The 17,418-nt window shown below is 62.2% G+C and carries 16 protein-coding genes and 3 pseudogenes; 13 read left to right on the top strand and 6 right to left on the bottom strand.

Annotated features, from left to right (window positions below):
• Both ATC00_RS05470 and ATC00_RS05465 read left to right on the top strand, forming a co-directional pair.
• A complete protein-coding gene (locus tag ATC00_RS05470; protein WP_037379886.1) occupies positions 1 to 339 on the top strand; it encodes an integration host factor subunit alpha in 339 nt (112 codons plus the stop codon).
• A 135-nt stretch (positions 340 to 474) separates the two neighbouring features.
• Positions 475 to 1,005 (top strand): MerR family transcriptional regulator, encoded by a 531-nt coding sequence (locus ATC00_RS05465; protein ID WP_037379888.1) that lies wholly within the window; start codon positions 475 to 477, stop codon positions 1,003 to 1,005.
• 7 nt (positions 1,006 to 1,012) lie between these two features.
• Here the strand turns inward: ATC00_RS05465 and ATC00_RS30805 are convergent.
• Positions 1,013 to 1,234: pseudogene (locus ATC00_RS30805) on the bottom strand (universal stress protein); the annotation flags it as partial.
• Between ATC00_RS30805 and ATC00_RS30800 the strand changes: the two are divergent.
• The gene (locus ATC00_RS30800) at positions 1,214 to 1,357 is read left to right on the top strand and encodes a hypothetical protein (protein WP_327289486.1); all 144 of its coding nucleotides are present in this window, start codon (positions 1,214 to 1,216) and stop codon (positions 1,355 to 1,357) included. The pseudogene ATC00_RS30805 and the gene ATC00_RS30800 overlap by 21 nt on opposite strands.
• A gap of 70 nt (positions 1,358 to 1,427) precedes the next feature.
• Here the strand turns inward: ATC00_RS30800 and ATC00_RS05455 are convergent, their stop codons facing one another.
• A complete protein-coding gene (locus ATC00_RS05455; RefSeq protein WP_037379892.1) occupies positions 1,428 to 2,114 on the bottom strand; it encodes an NnrU family protein in 687 nt (228 codons plus the stop codon).
• A gap of 109 nt (positions 2,115 to 2,223) precedes the next feature.
• Complete coding sequence (locus ATC00_RS32880; protein WP_082912057.1) at positions 2,224 to 2,379, bottom strand: hypothetical protein; 156 nt, start codon at positions 2,377 to 2,379, stop codon at positions 2,224 to 2,226.
• A gap of 118 nt (positions 2,380 to 2,497) precedes the next feature.
• On the opposite strand from ATC00_RS32880, the gene ATC00_RS05450 reads away from it, so the two are divergent.
• The 6 genes and pseudogenes from ATC00_RS05450 (at position 2,498) to ATC00_RS05425 (ending at position 8,097) form a co-directional block, all read left to right on the top strand.
• Positions 2,498 to 3,040, top strand: coding sequence for a cytochrome c oxidase subunit 3 (locus ATC00_RS05450; protein ID WP_082912055.1), 543 nt, complete (start codon positions 2,498 to 2,500; stop codon positions 3,038 to 3,040).
• Between the two features lie 5 nt (positions 3,041 to 3,045).
• The gene (locus ATC00_RS05445) at positions 3,046 to 3,336 is read left to right on the top strand and encodes a cytochrome C oxidase subunit IV family protein (RefSeq protein ID WP_064252212.1); all 291 of its coding nucleotides are present in this window, start codon (positions 3,046 to 3,048) and stop codon (positions 3,334 to 3,336) included.
• Positions 3,337 to 3,494: 158 nt separating this feature from the next.
• The gene (locus tag ATC00_RS05440; protein ID WP_037425241.1) at positions 3,495 to 3,947 is read left to right on the top strand and encodes a c-type cytochrome; all 453 of its coding nucleotides are present in this window, start codon (positions 3,495 to 3,497) and stop codon (positions 3,945 to 3,947) included.
• Positions 3,948 to 3,971: 24 nt separating this feature from the next.
• Positions 3,972 to 5,319: pseudogene (locus ATC00_RS05435) on the top strand (cbb3-type cytochrome c oxidase subunit I).
• A 61-nt stretch (positions 5,320 to 5,380) separates the two neighbouring features.
• Positions 5,381 to 6,193, top strand: a complete 813-nt coding sequence (locus tag ATC00_RS05430) for a CbbQ/NirQ/NorQ/GpvN family protein (RefSeq protein WP_064252211.1) — start codon at positions 5,381 to 5,383, stop codon at positions 6,191 to 6,193.
• Positions 6,194 to 6,204: 11 nt separating this feature from the next.
• The gene (locus ATC00_RS05425) at positions 6,205 to 8,097 is read left to right on the top strand and encodes a nitric oxide reductase activation protein NorD (protein ID WP_064252210.1); all 1,893 of its coding nucleotides are present in this window, start codon (positions 6,205 to 6,207) and stop codon (positions 8,095 to 8,097) included.
• Positions 8,098 to 8,461: 364 nt separating this feature from the next.
• On the opposite strand, the gene ATC00_RS05420 is transcribed toward ATC00_RS05425, so the two are convergent.
• From ATC00_RS05420 to ATC00_RS05410, 3 genes are all read right to left on the bottom strand, one after another.
• On the bottom strand, positions 8,462 to 9,277 hold the full coding sequence (locus ATC00_RS05420; RefSeq protein WP_064252209.1) for an oxidoreductase: 816 nt from the start codon (positions 9,275 to 9,277) through the stop codon (positions 8,462 to 8,464).
• Between the two features lie 76 nt (positions 9,278 to 9,353).
• On the bottom strand, positions 9,354 to 10,652 hold the full coding sequence (gene fabF / locus ATC00_RS05415; RefSeq protein ID WP_064252208.1) for a beta-ketoacyl-ACP synthase II: 1,299 nt from the start codon (positions 10,650 to 10,652) through the stop codon (positions 9,354 to 9,356).
• Between the two features lie 174 nt (positions 10,653 to 10,826).
• Entirely contained in the window at positions 10,827 to 11,414 is a 588-nt protein-coding gene (locus ATC00_RS05410) for a TetR/AcrR family transcriptional regulator (RefSeq protein ID WP_064252207.1), read from the bottom strand.
• A 98-nt stretch (positions 11,415 to 11,512) separates the two neighbouring features.
• On the opposite strand from ATC00_RS05410, the gene ATC00_RS05405 reads away from it, so the two are divergent.
• The 4 genes and pseudogenes from ATC00_RS05405 to ATC00_RS05390 all read left to right on the top strand — a co-directional run bounded on the left by ATC00_RS05405 (position 11,513) and on the right by ATC00_RS05390 (position 17,325).
• Entirely contained in the window at positions 11,513 to 12,628 is a 1,116-nt protein-coding gene (locus tag ATC00_RS05405) for an efflux RND transporter periplasmic adaptor subunit (RefSeq protein ID WP_064252206.1), read from the top strand.
• Complete coding sequence (locus ATC00_RS05400) at positions 12,625 to 15,735, top strand: efflux RND transporter permease subunit (RefSeq protein ID WP_064252205.1); 3,111 nt, start codon at positions 12,625 to 12,627, stop codon at positions 15,733 to 15,735. The genes ATC00_RS05405 and ATC00_RS05400 overlap by 4 nt, the downstream gene beginning before the upstream one ends.
• 90 nt (positions 15,736 to 15,825) lie before the next feature.
• A complete protein-coding gene (locus ATC00_RS05395) occupies positions 15,826 to 16,551 on the top strand; it encodes a TetR/AcrR family transcriptional regulator (RefSeq protein WP_327289479.1) in 726 nt (241 codons plus the stop codon).
• A gap of 124 nt (positions 16,552 to 16,675) precedes the next feature.
• A pseudogene (locus tag ATC00_RS05390) lies at positions 16,676 to 17,325 on the top strand (glutathione S-transferase family protein).
• Positions 17,326 to 17,418 lie beyond the last annotated feature (93 nt).

The following is a 17,418-nucleotide window of genomic DNA, read 5'->3' as shown; positions in this document are numbered from 1 at the left end:
ATGAGCGGAAAAACAGTTACGCGAGCAGATTTGGCTGAGTCGGTATTTCGCAAGGTCGGTTTGTCTCGGACGGAGTCTGCCGAATTGGTGGAGACCGTCATCGACGAGATTTGCAACGCAATCGTGCGTGGCGAGAGCGTGAAGCTGTCTTCGTTTGCAACCTTCCAGGTGCGCGACAAGAACGAGCGCATCGGTCGGAACCCGAAGACGGGCGAGGAAGTGCCGATCTCGCCGCGCCGGGTCATGACGTTCAAAGCCTCAAACGTGCTGAAACAGCGGGTCTTAAAGGCGCATCTCAGCCGGAAGGCCAAGCAGAAGCAGGTCGGAACGGGCTCCTGAGGCGCGGCCGCAATCACAAATGTGGTTGAAAACCCATCCATAAGCCATTGAAATGGGTCTGATTCGTGCGATCATCGCGCGACGATCCAGTGATTGCGGCTGCTTCCTTCGCATGAATATGGAGATGGGGACGAGATGGAAAAAAGCCCGGACGCTTTCCGCACGATAAGCGAGGTCGCAGACGAACTCGACCTGCCCCAGCATGTGTTGCGGTTCTGGGAAACGCGTTTCCAGCAGATCAAGCCGATGAAGCGCGGCGGCGGCCGGCGCTACTACCGGCCCGAGGACGTCGATCTGCTCAAGGGCATTCGCCACCTGCTTTACGACCATGGCTATACGATCAAGGGCGTGCAGAAGCTTCTGAAGGCGAATGGCAACAAGTTCGTCGCCGCCATCGCCAGCGGCGATCTCGCCACCGTCGAGGCGCTCGCGGCTTCCAGCCACGAAGAGCCGCCGGCGCCGAAGGTTGGCGTCGCCGAGGAGGATCAGATCGTCGGCCGCCCTAAGGCGCCGGCCAGCCGGCGCTTCTTCTCCTTTGGCGCCAGCAGCGACGATGCGGAGATTTCGCTTGGCAAGACCTCCGTCAGCAAGGAGGACAGGGCGCTGCTGCAGGAAGCGCTTTACGACCTTCTGGAGTGTAAGCGCCTGCTCGATCAGGTGCGGTGACGCGAGATCATCGCACCATTAGCACCGGAACCGTCGGTACATCGATCATTGCTTTCGTCACACCGCCGAACACCCTTTCACGAATGCGCAAATGTCCGTAGGCGCCCATCACGATCAGGTCGGCCGCCATGTCGAGTGCGTGCTGGTTGAGAATGTCCTCGACCCGGCGTCCGGCGCTGGGCAGCCGGTCGACCGTCACGTTGATCCCGTGACGAGCCAAGTAGGCCGCGGCGGCAAGCTCGGGCTCGATGCGACCCGCAAACTCGGAACCGAGACCGAGCGTGAATGGGGACGCGTTCTCGACATGCCGGCGGAGCTCGTCAGCCGGGTCGACCGGCTGTGGGGGAACTGAGTCTGGGAGAACTGTGATGATTGTTTCCGCCAGTGTCTCGGTACGGTTGTTGGACCCGTGATCGCGGTGTTCAATAGGCCGTCGCCAGGAGCAAGGGGTCCGCATAGAACAGAGCAGCATGGCCGCCCCCGAGAAGCCACACCGTCAGGGCAGCCGTCGAAGCGGCTGCGAGGGCAAGCGGCGCGTCTCCTCTTATGCGTGTGCGGCCGGAGATAATCGCGGCGAAGGGCAGGATCGACGTTGAAGCGGCCTCTTGCGACCATTTTTCCCCGAGCCGTCGGCGGGCGCGTTTGTCCAGCATCGGGATGCTGGCGAGCGCGAATACGGCGAAGCCTCCGAAGAGAATGAACGATCGCAGGTCACCATTGGCGACGAGATGGCCGAGCGCCCAGAGGGCGAAGCCCCACAAGACCGGATGCCGGGTGATCGCGACGACCGCACCGGGCGCCGCGCCCTGGCGGATCGAGGCCGACAGCGGGTTGACGCTGAAGAGCCCGGCGAGCACCAGAAAGACGCCGACCGGGGCGGCCATCAGCGTCACCCAGGCCTGCCAGGCCGCCGGTTCCCAAAGGGGAACATAGTCGGCGCTCAGCGCCGAGTAGAACACCCAGCCGAGAACCAGGATGGAGACGAGCGAATAGAGCGAGAAATAGGTGGCCCTGCCGAGCATGCCGATCAGCCGCTCGCGGATGGTGGGCGTCGCCGGAATGGAGTGGAGCACCAGAAAGACGAACAGCGCCAGCAGAAACTCGGCCATGGCATTGCCTCATCGTAGGATAATTGGGTGAGCGGCCCCCGCCCATCCCCGCACAATTCTAATTTGGTGTCTTGGCCCTAAATTCTCGGCCTCGTTGTCCTTCATTTCCTTATCGCTCGATGAACAGCACCGCAGCGCAGGCGACGGATGCCAGCACGGCAGCAAGCGTACCGGTGCGCTGCAGAACACCCATTCGATAGAGCACCAGCGCGAAGATGATGATGATCGGGGTGGCGACCGAGAGGCCGATTTGTGCGTCGTTCATGGCAGTCTCCGTTTTTCCGCTGGAGCATAGCGGGACGGCTCGGCTGGTCTTTGATCGGGAGCAAAGAACCGCCGGCTGTTTTTTCCTATCCGCTCAGTAACCGATGCGGAGATGCGGCATGGAACAGGCTATGGCGGCCGTCGAAGAGGAAGCCGATACGTTCATCCTCTGGGTGTTGATATGGAGCGAGCTTGCCGCTTTCGGCATTCTGATCGGCGCCTTCCTGGTGGCAACGATGATCGCGCCCCAGCATTTCGGCTTCGCGCGGCTGCACCTTAAACCGGGACTGGCCGCTCTCAACACGCTCGTCTTGCTGACGAGCGGATGGCAGGCGGCGATTGCGGCAGGGAAGGGCGTGTCCGTCGCCAGGCGGCGTCGGGCACTCGTGGTCGCGGCGCTTCTTGGCTTCGCCTTCGTAAGCATCAAGATCTACGAGTACAGCGCCGAAATCCGCTTTGCCGGCGAAGCGGCGTTCCGCTCCTTCTTCGAGCTCTATTTCCTCCTGACCGGCTTTCACCTTGTCCATGTCGGCTTTGTCGGCGTCCTCCTCCTGCTCGTCGCCTGGAGACCGCGTCCGGCCAATGTCGATCTTGTGACCACCCTCTGGCACGTGATCGATCTCGTCTGGATCGTCATGTTTCCGATCGTCTATCTGGTTTGAACGCGATGAGCGACCGCAGCCCCCGACAGCTGAAGAAAACCTGGTTGGTCCTGATCCTGTTGGTTCTCGCGGGTCTGCCGTTCTCGCTCAAGCTTCAGAGCTCTGCGGCCCCGCTGGTCTTCACGCCCGCCCTTCTGACGTTCGCGGTCCTGAAAGCGCGACTCGTCGTTCTGAATTTTCTGGGTCTGCGTTCCGGTCCCGCAGCCCTGCGGCGCGGCCTTATCGCCTGGCCGCTCTTCTTTGCGGTGGCCGCTGCGGCAAAAGCGCTCATCGTCGCCGTTTCGTTGAGCGGTTGAAAAGCTCTCCGCCGCTTGTTTGCCGAAACGCAAAGACCGCCCGCGCCCAAACCTTAGAAGAGATCGCGTTACCGGTGGACGAGGGGACTCCGCGGCCGACCGGCGGAAACTGCTGAGGCCGGCGCATTGCGGCCTGCCGGAATCGAAAGGACCATGGGATGGCAGAACGCCTTACCAAGACAGGGGCACGCAACGTCTTCTACGGCGGCTCCATCTTCTTCTTCGCGATCTTTGTCGGCCTCACGGCCCACAGCCACTACTACATGAAGACCGAATCCACCGACGAAACGACGCTGACGGACTCCGTCGCGCGCGGCAAGCACGTCTGGGAGAAGAACTCCTGCATCAACTGCCACACCCTGCTCGGCGAAGGCGCCTATTTCGCGCCGGAGCTCGGCAACGTGTGGAAGCGATGGGGCGGCGAGTCGGATCCGGAAGGCGCGCGCGAGACGCTGAAATCCTGGATGGCCGCGCAGCCTTCCGGTGCCGAAGGGCGGCGGCAGATGCCGCAGTTCAACCTCACCGAGCAGGAACTGAACGACCTTGCCGACTTCCTCGAATGGACGAGCCGGATCAAGACGCAGAGCTGGCCTCCGAACGAGGCAGGCTGAGACGGCGGGACAAGGAGAAAAGACATGAAATATCAAACGCAAAGGGTCGCGATGCTGTATTTCTACGGCGCGCTCGGCCTGTTCCTCGCGCAGGTTCTGTTCGGCGTGCTCGCCGGCACGATCTACGTGCTGCCCAACACCCTCTCCGAACTGCTGCCTTTCAACATCGTCCGCATGGTGCACACCAATGCGCTGATCGTCTGGCTGCTGATGGGCTTCATGGGGGCGACCTATTACCTGCTGCCGGAAGAGGCCGAGACGGAACTCTACAGCCCGAAGATCGCGATCGCCCAGTTCTGGACCTTCCTGGTGGCCGCGGCCGTTGCGGTCGTCGGGTACCTCTTCCACATCCATGAAGGCCGGGAATTCCTCGAACAGCCCTTCGCGATCAAGGTCGGCATCGTCGTCGTCGCGCTGATGTTTCTCTTCAACATCACCCTGACTGTCTTGAAGGGCCGCAAGACGACCGTCACCAACATCCTGATCTTCGGGCTCTGGGGTGTGGCGATCTTCTTTCTCTTCGCCTTCTACAACCCGATCAATCTCGCGCTCGACAAGATGTACTGGTGGTATGTCGTCCATCTCTGGGTCGAAGGCGTCTGGGAGCTGATTATGGCCTCGGTTCTGGCCTTCCTGATGATCAAGCTCAATGGCATCGACCGCGAGCTCGTCGAGAAGTGGCTCTACGTCATCGTCGGCCTGGCGCTCTTCTCCGGCATCCTCGGCACCGGCCACCATTACTACTGGATCGGCGCGCCGGGCTACTGGCAGTGGATCGGGTCGTTGTTTTCGACGCTCGAGGTGGCACCTTTCTTCACCATGGTGATCTTCACCTTCGTGATGACGTGGAAGGCCGGCCGCAAGCATCCGAATAGGGCCGCGCTCCTCTGGTCGATCGGCTGCTCGGTGATGGCCTTCTTCGGCGCCGGCGTCTGGGGCTTCCTGCACACGCTGTCGTCGGTCAACTACTACACCCACGGCACGCAGGTCACCGCCGCGCACGGACACCTTGCCTTCTTCGGCGCCTATGTGATGCTCAACCTTGCCGTCATGGCCTATGCGATCCCCGAGATCCGCGGCCGGGCGCCCTATAACCAGTGGCTGTCGATCGTAAGCTTCTGGGCGATGTGCAGCGCCATGTCCGTCATGACCTTCGCGCTCACCTTTGCCGGCGTCGTCCAGGTCCACCTGCAGCGCGTCCTCGGCGAGAGCTTTATGGCGGTGCAGGACCAGCTCGCCCTTTTCTACTGGGGTGCGCCTCGGCTCCGGCGTGGTCGTGCTCGTCTCGGCGCTGATGTTCATCTGGGCCGTGCTCGTGCCGGGCAAGAGCCGGAGCCCGGCCCTCAACCAGACCGCTCAACCCGCGGAATGATGCGAAGCGGCCGGCCCGTGCGGCCGGCCGCCCCGCCCGAAACCCGATATCGGAGCCTTCCATGAACATCACTCTGAAAAACCCGCTGAAGGCGGACTGCGACATTCCGGCCTATTCTCCCTCGGGCCAGGAATGCGCGCTCTTCGAAAACGCATGGATCCGCCAGCTGCCGCTGCTCTTGAAGGGCCCGACCGGCTGCGGCAAGACGCGCTTCGTCGCGCACATGGCGGCACGGCTCGGCCTACCGCTTGCAACGGTCTCGTGCCATGACGACCTCGCCGCCGCCGATCTGACCGGCCGCTATCTCCTCAAGGGCGGCGACACCGTATGGGTCGACGGACCCTTGACTAAGGCGGTGCGCGAAGGCGGCATCTGCTATCTCGACGAGATCGTCGAGGCCCGCAAGGATGTAGCCGTCGTGCTTCATCCGCTCACCGACGACCGGCGCATCCTGCCGCTGGAGCGGACCGGCGAGGTGCTCGAGGCGCCGCGCGGCTTCATGCTGGTCGTCTCCTACAATCCCGGCTACCAGAACCTCTTGAAAACCCTGAAGCCGAGCACGCGCCAGCGCTTCGTCGCCATCGAATTCGACTTCCTGCCGAGAGACCGCGAGATCGCCGTCGTTTCTGAGGAGAGCGGTCTCGACGAAGCACGCGTCGCGCCGTTGGTCGATCTTGCGCATCGTCTGCGAAGCCTCAAAGGGCATGATCTCGAGGAGGGCGTCTCAACACGCCTGCTCGTCTATTGCGCCAGCCTCATCGACAGCGGGCTTGCACTGCGCGACGCCGTTCTCGCGACGATGATCGAACCGCTGACGGACGAGCCGGACGTCAAGGCGGCGCTGATCGAGATTGCAGACGCGGTGATCCGCTGAGGATAAAGATAATGCTGGACTTCCTCGAACTCGAAGAAACGGTCGGCCGCGCCTGGCACCGCTTCATCGGCAACACGCGCACCTGGCCGCGCTTTCCGGACGAGGCCGTCCGGCTCGAAGACGTCCAGGCCGTGCTCGCGGTCTATTTCCGCGGGCTCGGCGGCGAGCGGGCGGTGCAGATCGCGCCCGCACGCGGCCGCACCTCGGCGCACCGGCTGCGCTTGCGCCAGCGCATGGGTCTGGGTGAGGAAAAGCTGGTGCAGCCGGCCCGCGACCATGCAACGCTGATGCTGCCGGCCGAGATCGATCTCTTTCCCTTGCGGCGCCTCAACCGCGACCTCTATTTCTGGTTGGCGGCGATGATGGCGGTGATGCCGCTTTCGCCAGTCAACGCCGCCGACCCGCTTTCGCGCGACTTGGCGCTCCTTTCCCGAGCAGACCAGACGGTGACGTCGGTGCTCGCCACCTATCCGGCGATGCGCCCGCGCTATCGCCGCCTCTCAAGAGCGGTGCTCAATGTCCGGCAGCGGCGCTCGCTTCCGGCCGTCGAGCAGCATGTCGAAAACCGCATTCTCTATCTGTTGAGGAAGGGCGCCGGGCTGAGCGACGACGTGCTGCCTATCATCTTTCCGCAGAAGGCGCCGCCCGGTTATCTCCAAATGCTGCCGGTGCCGCTGTGGCCCGACGCTCTCTCGCGCGAGGTGACGGAGGGTCGCCGTGAGGACGAGCCCGCCCGCGGTGGCAGCGGAGCGGAGGGAGCGGAGACGACACGCCACGTCGCCACCCGAGAGGCTCAACGGCAGTCGGAGCGTAGCCCCTTTATCCTCAACCGCTTCGAGAAGATCCTTGCCATGGCCGAGATGGTCAATGTCGACCGCCCGGCGGACGACAGCGACGACCATGATGCACAGGCCGCCGACGAGCTCGATGACATGACGCTCGGCGAACGCCAGGGCAGGCCGGCGGCGCGCTTCCGCTTCGATCTCGACCTGCCGCCGGAAGCGCTCGACCGGACGCCGCTGACGGCCGAGTTCACCTATCCCGAATGGGACTATCGCAGCGCTAGCTACCTCAAGGATCATTGCCGGATCCTGGCCGCGCCCGCATTCTCGGATGGTGTCGCCGGCGGGACGGACCCGGCGACGAAGAGCCTGATCCGCCGCGTGCGTCGCCAGTTCGAGATCCTGCGGCCGCGTCACGAGATGCTGAGGGCGCAGATCGACGGCGCCGATCTCGATCTCGATGCGGTGGTGCGCGCCCGCACCGACCTCATGGCCGGCGGCCAGGGGAGCGACCGCATCCATATGATGAGCCGCCCGCAGGCGCATGATCTTGCGGTAACGATCCTTGTCGACGTGTCGCTGTCGACCGACGCCTGGTTCGACGATCTGCGGGTTCTCGACGTCGAGAAACAGGCGCTTCTGGTTCTGGCGCACGGGCTCTCGGCCTGCGGCGACAGCCACGAGATCTTGACATTCACCTCGCGGAGGCGCGACTGGGTGCGGATCGAGACGGTGAAGGCTTTCGACGAGGCGATGAGCATGACGGTGGAGTCGCGCATTGCTGCGCTGAAGCCCGGCTACTACACCCGCATCGGCGCCGCGATCCGCCACGCAGCGGCGGGTCTCCTCAAACGGCCGAACCGCCGCAAGCTGCTGCTCGTCCTGACCGACGGCAAGCCGAATGATGTCGATCATTACGAAGGACGATTTGCGCTCGAGGACAGCCGTCGCGCCGTAGGCGATGCCCGCCGCTCAGGCGTCAACGTGTTCGGGGTGACGGTGGATCGCGAGGCGAAATCCTATGTGCCGGTGATCTTCGGCCAGAACGGCTACGCCGTCGTCAGCCATATCGGCAGACTGCCACAGGCCCTACCGGCGATCTATCGCGGTCTTGTAAGCTAGACGGGGGCAGGTCGCGATAAGGGAGGCCCGGCATGCGCGTACATGCGGGGACTTCTGTCTGGAGCAAAACCGGATCGCGGGACCGCCGGGTATCAGTCTCGCGATTCGGCGGATGAGGTCATTGCGCAGATTTCAACCATTCGGCCGTCAAATGCTAAGGAATGCGGTCGCGCGGTCAACTCGGCTGCGACGGCCGTGTTGCGCCCAATTGCGGTCATTGCGCCAATCACAGACTGTACCCTTGGGGTGGCGCAAGCGTGGTCAATTCCCTGTCGTCGGCATAGCTCATGCGCACGGGGCGAGTTCCGGGTTTGGCTCCTGTCACAGCGTCTATGCCAATCGGTTCGATCTCGCGATTGTCGACTCAGACTGGCAGCCCGGCCTTTCTCCGCAAGCTCTTGTCGAATGCGGATTCGGGGACGAAACGGCGCAGCAAGCGGACTTGGCCGGCCAGTTTTCCCGAGGTGTAACGTCTTCTCGGCGCCTTATCCGTTGCCGCTTTGACAACCGTCTCCGCCACGACCCCAGGGTCGTCGCCTGCTTCGACCGCCTTGCGCATCTGCACTTCCATTTCAGCGCGCACCGCATCGTAGACAGCAAGCGAGCGATCGGGCTTGGTCAGATTTTCTTCGAAGGCGGTACGGGTAAAGGCGGGCTCGACCAACGCGACCCGAATTCCGAACGAGCGCAGTTCGTGATCGAGCGATTCGGAGTAGCCCTCGACGGCATGCTTGGTCGATGCATAGAGAGCATTGTAGGGCGACGGGATCAGCCCCAGAATGGAGCTTATGTTGATGATCCTGCCCTTGCCCTGACTCCGCATGGTTGGCAACACCGCGTTGGTGACGCGCAGCACGCCGAAGACGTTCACGTCAAACAGCGCCTGTGCCTGGGCAGTCGAGGACTCCTCTGCGCCGCCGAGCAGGCCAATGCCGGCATTGTTGACGAGCAGATCTATGCGTCCGGCCTCGGCCAGCACCTGATCGATCAGTCTCGCCACGGACGTATCGTCGGTTACGTCACAGGTCAGCATGGTGACGCCGTCAGATCTTTCGGCGGCCGCACGACGGCTGGTTCCGAAGACACGAAAGCCCGCGCGCTGAAGGGCTCTGGCGGTAGCGCGCCCGATGCCGGTCGATGCCCCAGTCACCAGGGCGACACCAAGATTGGCTTTGTTCATGGAGATTTACTTCCTTCTTTGGGCTGGATTTCGTTTGGTGTCGTTTGCGAAAAAAGGAATGGCCGGAAGTGAGACTTCATTCATGGAGCTCTCCGGCGGCCGCCAGCTTGTCCGTCCAGCGTCGGAACAAGGCGCTGGCGTTGACACCTCCGAAGCCGAAGCCATTGGAGATCGCGTAGTCCATCGCCGTTGGCCGAGCCCGGTTCGCGACGAAGTCAACCCCGTCGCCGGCCGGATCTGGAGCGTTCAAATTGAGTGTTGGCGGGGCTACCTGATCCCTCAGCGCCAGAACCGTGAAGATGGCTTCAAGCCCGCCGGCAGCTCCGAGGAGATGTCCGGTCGCCGACTTCGTTCCGCTGACGGCCACGCTGGAATCGGTGCCGAAGACCCTCTTGATCGCCGCGATTTCTCCGAGGTCGCCAACTGGTGTGGAGGTCGCATGCGCATTGAGGTGTGCAATCTCGCGCGGCGAAATTCCGGCCTGGGCGATTGCGATCTCCATCGCTCGGCGCGCACCATCGCCGTCCTCGGGACCGGAGGTGACGTGGTGGGCATCCGCTGTCGTGCCGTAACCGACGAGCTCGGCCAGCGGTTTCGCACCGCGCGCAAGCGCGTGGCTCAATGCCTCGATGACCAGGATGCCGGCGCCTTCGCCCATGACGAAGCCGTCACGCAACATGTCGAAGGGACGCGAGGCCTGGTCAGGTGTGTCATTGAAGCCGGTCGAAAGAGAGCGTGCCGCGGCGAAACCGCCGAGACTGACGATATTCATGCATGCTTCCGTTCCGCCGCACACCGCGATGTCGGCTTCATTGGCGCGGATAAGGCGAGCCGCATCGCCGATCGCCTGAATGCCGGCCGCACAGGCGGTCACCGGTGCGCCGATCGGCCCTTTGAAGCCGTGACGGATGGAGATCTGTCCCGCTGCCAGGTTCACCAGGAAAGACGGCACGGTGAACGGTGAAAGACGCCGGACGCCGCGCTGATCAACCGTTCGCACCGCCTCAGTTATGGCCGGAAACCCGCCGATGCCCGACGCGATGATCGTGGCGGTGCGAGCCCGGTCATCTTCCGAGACCGGCTTCCATCCCGCCTGAGCAAGCGCCTCTTCTGCCGCCGCCATCGCGAAGAGAATGAAGCGGTCGACCTTGCGCTGATCCTTTTCGGCAAAGACCGTATTCGGATCGAAGCCACCTTCGGGGTCTTCGTCCAGGGAGGGCACCGTTCCACCGACCTTTGCCGGCAGGTCTCTCACGATATCGTCCGGAAGACGTCGGATGCCCGAACGCCCGGATAGAAGCCGAGACCAGGAAGTCGTCACGTTGGCTCCGAGGGGGCTTACTGCTCCCATCCCTGTGATGACGATACGACGCATGTGATCTCCAACTGTCATTTTGTTTCATCCGTCTGCATGCGGTGCAGACGCTGGATCGGCATCATTTTGGCAATCGTCTCGTTCGGATGTTCTCGGGCCGTGCACAGGGCGAGCGGGCAAGAATCCGCGAACCCAACGTGCGAACGCATGACGCCATTGGCGGAAGTGCACATCTCACATGTCTCTTGCGGAGGCGGCGATCCGCCGAACTTCGTCCGCGGCTGCCTCGAGAAAGCGCTGCGACATCTCTTCGTCATTCAAGATACGAGAGATCGTCACGGCACCCACCATCAGCGACAGCATCGCCATGGCCCTGCCATGGCCTTTTGGACTTTCCGCCTTCGGCATCAGTTCGTTGAGGATCTGCAGATGTGCTTGAATGCCATCCTGGAACGGGGCTCTCACCTCCTCGGTTTGACGCGCCGCATCAGCACCAAGTGCCACCAAGGGACAACCGTCGCTCTTCTCTTCGCGGTGGCCAGTCGACAGGTAGAGCTCGATAACGGCCTCAAGGGGATCAGGGCTTGCCGCAGCAATAGCCGACCATCTGCGGGTCGCGTGCTCCATCGCCCGCCTTGAGGCCTGTGCCGCAAGATCGTCCTTGGATTCGAACTGCTTGTAGAATCCGCCCTGGGTGAGGCCGGCCCCCTTCATCAGATCCTTAAGTCCGATGCCATCAAAGCCGTGCTCTCGAAAAAGCCGGCTCGCCACGTTGATGACCGCTTCGCGATTTGCCTCCGCCTGGGCTCGGCTAACTCTCATGATCGACCTCCAATTAGATTTCACTTGACATCTATACCACTTTTAGATTTAGATCGCAATCTAATTAAAGCGGCGGCCGTCAACAAGGGTCATCTGACATGAAACGCAAATTTTTTCTCACATCGATAGGCCTTGTGGCTGTAGCCGGCGGCGCGGCATATGCGTTCGTCTTCGACACCTCGGCACACGACGCGGAGGCCGCGGATCCGCGCGCCGCGCCACCATTTGTGAGAATGGTGGAAGCCACAAGACCGGAAAGAGCCGAGCGCGCCTTTACAGGTACAATCGCCGCCCGCGTGCAGAGCAATCTTGGCTTTCGCGTACCTGGCAAGATCGTTGAGCGACTGGTCGACGTCGGTCAGCAGGTCAAGGCGGGTCAAGCGCTGATGCGCATCGATGAAACCGATTTGCGTCTTGCGCTGACTGCCAAGCGCAATGCGGTTGCCGCGGCCCGGGCGGTCCTCGTTCAGGCAAGCGCGGACGAGAGGCGCTATGCCTCTCTTGTCAAAGGTGGAGTCGCCGCTACTCCCCAACGTTACGAGCAGGCCAAGGCAGCGTTGGATACGGCTGAGGCGCAGCTTGCCGCCGCGGAAGCGGAAGCCAAAGTCGCAGAAAACGAGGCGACCTACTCGGTCCTGGTGGCCGATGCGAACGGAACCGTGGTCGCGACGCTCGGCGAACCCGGACAGGTCGTCGCGGCGGGTCAGCCGGTGGTTCAGCTGGCGCATGCAGGCCCGCGCGAGGCCCTGGTCGCGCTTCCCGAAACCCTTCGTCCCGCGATCGGATCGGAAGCCGAAGCAAGTGTCTATGGAAGTGACGGGCGGCGGGCAAGAGCGCACCTGCGACAGATCTCGGATGCCGCCGATCCTCAGACCCGCACGTACGAAGCGCGTTACGTGCTCGATGGCGACGCCGCCTCGGCGCCGCTTGGTGCGACAGTTACGATCAGCATCCTCAACAGAGAAAGGCAGTCGGAGGTCGCGGTGCCGGTCGGCGCCGTGTTGAATGACGGCAGCCGCACGGGGGTTTGGGTTGTCGACCAATCTTCTTCCATCGTGCGCTTTGTTCCGATTGAGATCAAACAGCTCGGTCAAGAAACAGCGTCTGTCACCGGCATCAAGATTGGAGATCAGGTAGTCGCCCTCGGAGCGCATCTCCTCAAAGATGGTGCGCCCGTCAGGACCGAGCTTCAGGCAGAGGTAGCCAACCAATGAGCTTCAATCTTTCCGCACTCGCGGTTCGCGAGCGAGCCGTCACTTTGTTCTTCATCGTTCTGCTGGCTGCCGCAGGCGTCTATGCCTTCGTCAAGCTGGGACGTGCAGAGGATCCCTCCTTCACCATCAAGACCCTGACGGTCACGGCGGTGTGGCCAGGCGCCACGGCGCGCGAAATGCAGGATCTTGTCGCGGAGCCGCTCGAAAAGCGCATCCAGGAACTGACCTGGTATGACCGTGTCGAGACAATGACCCGACCCGGCTACGCCTTTCTGACCGTCACCCTGAAGGACAGCACGCCGGCCACGGCTGTCGAAGAGGAGTTCTATCAGGCGCGCAAGAAGTTGGGGGACGAAGCACGCAACCTGCCTGCTGGCGTCTTCGGTCCCTTCGTCAACGACGAATATTCGGACGTGAGCTTCGCCCTTTATGCGCTAAAGGCCAAGGGTATGCCCATGCGCGAGCTTGTGCGGCAGGCAGAGGCGATCCGTCAGGATCTTCTGCACGTGCCGGGTGTTAAAAAGATGAACATTCTGGGGGAGCGGCCGGAACAGATCTTTGTCGAGTTCTCGTATGCCAAGCTCGCCACCCTTGGCATTTCAGCACAGGACATCGCCGCCGCTTTGCAAAGGCAAAACACCGTCACTCCGGCAGGCTCGATCGATACGCGCGGGCCGCAGGTTTTTATCCGTTTCGATGGCGCCTACAACAGTGTGCAGGCAATTGCCGACACGCCGATCGTCGCTGCCGGACGCACGTTGAAACTCTCTGATTTCGCGGAGGTGCGGCGCGGCTATCAAGACCCCCCGACCTACATCATCCGCCATGAAGGCGAGCCGGCCATCATGCTTGCTGCGGTGATGCAGCAGGGCTGGAACGGGCTCGAGCTCGGAAAGGCGCTCGAAGAACGATCTGCCGCGATCGCACAGACACTGCCGCTCGGTATGACGCTCGCCAAGGTCAGCGATCAGGCCGTCAACATCGACGCTGCGGTCGGCGAGTTCATGGTGAAATTCGCCATGGCGCTCGGAGTTGTGTTGCTCGTGAGCCTGCTCAGCCTCGGTTGGCGTGTCGGGATCGTCGTAGCGCTCGCCGTTCCGCTCACGCTTGCCGTCGTGTTCCTCATCATGTTGGAAACCGGCCGGTTCTTCGATCGCATCACACTCGGCGCGTTGATCCTGGCGCTGGGCCTTCTCGTTGACGACGCCATCATCGCCATTGAGGTGATGGTGGTAAAGATGGAAGAGGGCATGGATCGCATCAAGGCGGCCGCTTATGCCTGGAGCCATACGGCAGCGCCCATGCTGTCCGGTACACTCGTGACAATCATCGGACTGATGCCGGTTGGCTTTGCCAGATCAACCGCCGGCGAGTACGCCGGCAATATCTTCTGGGTCGTGGGTTTTGCGCTAATCGTTTCCTGGGTCGTCGCAGTCATCTTCACGCCCTACCTCGGCGTCAAGATGCTGCCGGCGATCAAGCCAGTCGAGGGCGGCCATCACGCCATCTACGACACACCGAATTACCGGCGCCTGCGGGGTCTCATCAAGTTCGCCGTGCGCCACAAGTTCATCACATGCGCGGTCGTCGGCATCGCTATGGCCATTTCGGTTGTTGGAATGGGAGGGGTGAAACAGCAGTTCTTCCCGACGTCGGATCGTCCCGAAGTGCTGGTCGAAGTCCGGATGCCCGAAGGTACTAGTATCGAGACGACGACAGCCGCGGTCGAGAAGGTTGAAAGCTGGCTGCAAAACCAGCCCGAGGCAAAGATCGTCACCAGCTATGTCGGGCAGGGCGCGCCCCGCTTCTTCTTTGCGATGGCGCCGGAATTGCCGGACCCCGCTTTCGCCAAGATCGTTGTGCTCACCCCCGATTCTCACGCACGCGAGGCTTTGAAGCAGCGCCTTAGGGCTGCCGTTTCGGACGGACTAGTTCCCGAAGCCTACGTCCGTGTCACGCAGCTGGTGTTCGGTCCGTATACCCCGTTTCCGGTCGAGTTTCGCATTATGGGGCCGGATCCCAAGCAATTGTACCAGATCTCTGAGAAGGCCCTCGACATCATGAAAGGCGTACCGGACGTGCGTCAGGCAAACCGCGATTGGGGCAATCGTACGCCTGTGCTTCGCTTTGTCCCCGACCAGGACCGGCTCAATCTGATTGGCCTTTCGCCGGCTGAGGCAGCCCAGCAGATACAGTTGCTGCTGAGCGGCATTCCGGTGACGCAGGTTCGCGAAAACATCCGAAACGTCCCCGTTGTCGCACGCAGTGCTGGCGAGAGCCGCCTCGATCCGGCGAGGCTCGCCGACTTTTCGCTGATGAGCAGGGACGGCCGTCAGGTTCCGCTCGATCAGATCGGCCATTCCGAAATCCGGTTTGAGGAACCGATCCTGAAGCGTCGCGATCGAACGCCGGTCGTCACGATCCGATCGGACATTAACGAGGCGACGCAGCCCCCGGAGGTTTCCCAGCAGATCATGAAGGCACTGCAGCCGCTGATCGCCTCGCTCCCGGTCGGATATCGCATCGAGATGGGTGGAAACATCGAGGAATCTCTCAAGGCCAATGTCGCGCTGGTCAAAATCTTCCCGGCCATGATTGCCGCCATGCTGATCGTCATCATCCTCCAGGTCCGCAGCCTGTCAACGATGACCATGGTCATGTTGACGGCGCCGCTCGGTCTTGCCGGGGTGGTTCCGGCGTTGCTTTTCTTCAATCAGCCCTTCGGCTTCAATGCCATTCTCGGACTGATAGGGCTGGCCGGCATCCTGATGCGCAACACGCTGATCCTGACCGAACAGATCAAGGAGAACCGTGCTGCCGGCCTCGACGATTATCATGCGGTCATCGAGGCGACGGTGCAGCGGACACGCCCGGTTATCCTGACCGCACTTGCCGCCGTGCTGGCCTTCATTCCCCTCACGCACTCGGTCTTCTGGGGGTCCATGGCCTATACCCTGATTGGCGGCACGGCGGTCGGCACGGTGCTGATCCTGCTCTTCCTTCCGGCGCTCTACGCCGCGTGGTTCCGGATCAAGCCGACGGCAGATGAGATCCATCAGCAGCCGACGGAGGAGCCGAAAGCGCGCATAGCGCTGGCGGCCGAGTAGACCCCGGCCACCGCTGAGACCGTTCAAGCCGCCGCGCGCCGGCCTTGACTGAACACGAGACCGGGCCGGCCGCGATCTCAGCGCTTGCAGATGATCGTCCGGGGGTGGGTCCGGCAGATTCGTTTATCCGCTCTGGAGGCATTCATGAATTATCCGGGCCGACCGGTGACTTATACCGACAGGATGCGTGCGCGCATCCTGGATGTGGCGGAGGAGTACTTCCACCGCATTGGTCATCATAAGACATCGGTGGCCGACATCGCCTCCAAACTCGGCATGAGTCGAGCCAACATCTACCGCTTCTTCTCTTCCAAGGATGCGATCACCGAGGCCGTCTGCGGCCGGGTTGTGAACCGGGCCGCCGAGGTGGCCCTTGCGATCGCGAGCAGGAACGTGTCGGCCTCGGAGAAGCTCCGGCGGGTCCTGAGCGCGGTTCACCACTACAACATGATGCAGTTGACCGAAGAAAAGCACATGCATGACCTTGTTGCCACGGCCATGCGGGAGAACTGGGTGGTGATCAAGGCGCATGACGAGCGGATGATGACGATCTTTGAGGCGATCATCCGCGACGGCGTCGAAGCGGGCGAGTTCGCGGTCGAAGGTCCCGCCGAGACAGCGCGTGCGCTCAAGTCCGCATTCATGCCGTTCTTCCACCCGATTCTGATCGAGCACTGCGTTCGACGCGGCGAAGACACTGAAGCGGCCCTGCGCGAGCAGTTCCGCTTTATCCAAAAGATGCTCGGCCAGTCGGACTATGCCCGCCGACCAGCCGAATGCGGATCTAGCGGCCTCAAGCCAGACGACGAGAACTGAACCGGTATGATGCAGACAAAAGGCTAGCTGTCTTTGATCCTGACCGCGAGGATTACCTCGAGCATGGGTGTCGGAATCTCGTCCAGCCGGGCGTCGTCCAGTCGGCCAAACATGGAGAGCAACATTGACCATTACCATTACCGCCTTTGAACGGTCGCCCGACCGCGGCAAGGGTCTGGCGCGCGACATGCGCGTTCGCTGGGCGCTTGAGGAAGTGGGCCAACCTTACGATGTTCGTCTGCTTTCGTTCAAGGCGATGAAGGAACCCGCGCATCTCGCCCTGCATCCTTTCGGGCAGATACCGACCTATGAACAAAGCGATCTTGTCCTGTTCGAGTCCGGGGCGATCGTGTTCCATATCGCGGAGCGCCATGCGGGCCTGCTGCCAGGCGATGCGAATGCCCGAGCGCGCGCGATCACATGGATGTTTGCGGCGCTCAACACGGTGGAACCGCCGATCTTCGAACGCGACCTCGCAAGGATTCTGGAGCGTGACAAGCCTTGGTACGAACAGCGCCTGAGTGTCCTCGAGGACAGCATACGGAAACGGCTGGGCGGCCTCTCCAGTCGCCTTGGTGATGCGGACTGGCTCGACGGTGCATTCAGCGCCGGCGACCTGCTGGTGGTGTCGGTGCTACTTAGATTGAAGGGATCGAATCTATTGGAGGAATACCCGAACCTCTCCGCCTATCTCGCCCGCGGCGAAGGGCGGCGCGCATACAAGCGTGCTTTCGACGCTCAGTTGCGGTTTTCACCGCCTCATCGACGGGCTGACAAAGGCCGCTTAGGGTCGAGGACGTGTGAAAACGCGGGTGCGTGACTGTCAATGACTGCTACTTTTTTCGCGTGTCGTGACGGCGCGCGCTG

The sequence above is a fragment of the Sinorhizobium americanum genome, from assembly GCF_001651855.1.
Lineage (GTDB): Bacteria > Pseudomonadota > Alphaproteobacteria > Rhizobiales > Rhizobiaceae > Sinorhizobium > Sinorhizobium americanum.
This window is presented reverse-complemented; position numbering and strand designations above follow the sequence as displayed.

Coding starts and splice junctions, on each gene's coding strand:
- ATC00_RS05470 (WP_037379886.1), top strand. CDS start 1: ATGAGCGGAAAAACAGTTACGCGAGCAGATTTGGCTGAGTCGGTATTT.
- ATC00_RS05465 (WP_037379888.1), top strand. CDS start 475: ATGGAAAAAAGCCCGGACGCTTTCCGCACGATAAGCGAGGTCGCAGAC.
- ATC00_RS05455 (WP_037379892.1), bottom strand. CDS start 2,114: ATGGCCGAGTTTCTGCTGGCGCTGTTCGTCTTTCTGGTGCTCCACTCC.
- ATC00_RS32880 (WP_082912057.1), bottom strand. CDS start 2,379: ATGAACGACGCACAAATCGGCCTCTCGGTCGCCACCCCGATCATCATC.
- ATC00_RS05450 (WP_082912055.1), top strand. CDS start 2,498: ATGGAACAGGCTATGGCGGCCGTCGAAGAGGAAGCCGATACGTTCATC.
- ATC00_RS05445 (WP_064252212.1), top strand. CDS start 3,046: ATGAGCGACCGCAGCCCCCGACAGCTGAAGAAAACCTGGTTGGTCCTG.
- ATC00_RS05440 (WP_037425241.1), top strand. CDS start 3,495: ATGGCAGAACGCCTTACCAAGACAGGGGCACGCAACGTCTTCTACGGC.
- ATC00_RS05430 (WP_064252211.1), top strand. CDS start 5,381: ATGAACATCACTCTGAAAAACCCGCTGAAGGCGGACTGCGACATTCCG.
- ATC00_RS05425 (WP_064252210.1), top strand. CDS start 6,205: ATGCTGGACTTCCTCGAACTCGAAGAAACGGTCGGCCGCGCCTGGCAC.
- ATC00_RS05420 (WP_064252209.1), bottom strand. CDS start 9,277: ATGAACAAAGCCAATCTTGGTGTCGCCCTGGTGACTGGGGCATCGACC.
- fabF (WP_064252208.1), bottom strand. CDS start 10,652: ATGCGTCGTATCGTCATCACAGGGATGGGAGCAGTAAGCCCCCTCGGA.
- ATC00_RS05410 (WP_064252207.1), bottom strand. CDS start 11,414: ATGAGAGTTAGCCGAGCCCAGGCGGAGGCAAATCGCGAAGCGGTCATC.
- ATC00_RS05405 (WP_064252206.1), top strand. CDS start 11,513: ATGAAACGCAAATTTTTTCTCACATCGATAGGCCTTGTGGCTGTAGCC.
- ATC00_RS05400 (WP_064252205.1), top strand. CDS start 12,625: ATGAGCTTCAATCTTTCCGCACTCGCGGTTCGCGAGCGAGCCGTCACT.
- ATC00_RS05395 (WP_327289479.1), top strand. CDS start 15,826: ATGATCGTCCGGGGGTGGGTCCGGCAGATTCGTTTATCCGCTCTGGAG.